The 1,201-nt window shown below is 59.6% G+C and carries 1 protein-coding gene and 1 pseudogene; one reads left to right on the forward strand and one right to left on the reverse strand.

The window, feature by feature from the left end:
• Nucleotides 1–312 (forward strand): annotated as a pseudogene (locus XM53_RS22230) (phenylacetic acid degradation protein PaaY); the annotation flags it as partial.
• A 111-nt stretch (nt 313–423) separates the two neighbouring features.
• On the opposite strand, the gene XM53_RS22235 reads toward XM53_RS22230, so the two are convergent.
• Nucleotides 424–1,201 (reverse strand): carboxyl transferase domain-containing protein (locus XM53_RS22235; protein WP_328586709.1); only part of this gene is annotated, 778 nt, incomplete at its 5' end.

Raw genomic sequence — 1,201 nt, forward strand, 5'->3', positions numbered from 1 at the left:
AATTCCGTCATTATGGATGGTGTAGAGCTTGGGGCGGAATCGATTGTCGGCGCGCAGGCGTTTGTGCGGGGCGAAACCGTGATTCTGCGGCGTTCGATGGTGGTGGGATCGCCGGCAAAGGTGATCCGCGAGGTCAGCGAGAAAGAGATCGCGTGGAAAACGCGCGGCACCGCGGAATACCAGCAACTTGCGCGCGACTGTCTGGCCGGATTGACGCCGGTCGAACCGCTGAAGGCGGTCGAGGCAGACCGGCCCGGCATGGCGGCCTCTGACGTCGTCTCCATTCAGGAGGCGCGGCGGACATCGTCCTGACCTGTCCGGGAACCGAACCGGTCAGGACTACTTCAGATTCCGAAAGCGCCAGATGGAAGCGCCTTGACGCGGAACGGCATTCCCCGAGCCGGTGTGCCGTCCCTCAAGCCTTTACAGACGGAAGATCCCGTAGTGCGGATCGTCAATCGGCGCGTTCAGCGAGGCGGAAATCGACATGCCAAGCGCGTTGCGTGTGTCCGCCGGGTCGAGGATGCCGTCGTCCCACAATTCCGAGGTCGAGGTATAAGCCTCGACATCGCGCTTGTATTTTTCCAGAACCGGTTCTCGGATCGCGGCGATTTCTTCTTCGGTCAATTCTTTGCCTTCGCGCTGAAGCTGTCGGATCTTGACGTCAGCCATAGTATTGGCGGCCTGATCCGCCCCCATCACGCCGATCTCGGCCTGGGGCCACATGAACAGCGTGCGCGCATCCCAGGCCCGCCCGCACATGCCGTAATTGCCTGCCCCGTAAGAGGCATTGGCGATCACGGTGAACTTCGGCACGACCGAGCCACCCTGTGCCATCAGCATCTTGGCACCGTCCTTGGCGATGCCGCGTTCTTCGTATTCGCGGCCGACCATGTAGCCGGTGATATTCTGGAAGAAGACCAGAGGCGTGCGGTTCTGATTGCAAAGCTGCATGAAATGCGCCGCCTTGAGCGAACTGTCGTTGAACAGCACCCCGTTGTTGGCAAGAATGCCGACCTTATAGCCCCAGATATGGGCAAAGCCGCACACCATCGTGGTGCCATAGTCGGGCTGATATTCGTGGAACCGCGATCCGTCCACGATCCGGGCCAGAACCTCGCGCATGTCGAACTGGGTTTTCCGGTCCTTTGGAATGATCCCATAGAGTTCTTTAGGGTTGTAATACGGTTCCTCATAAGAT

It is taken from the genome of Roseovarius atlanticus (assembly GCF_001441615.1).
Lineage (GTDB): Bacteria > Pseudomonadota > Alphaproteobacteria > Rhodobacterales > Rhodobacteraceae > Roseovarius > Roseovarius atlanticus.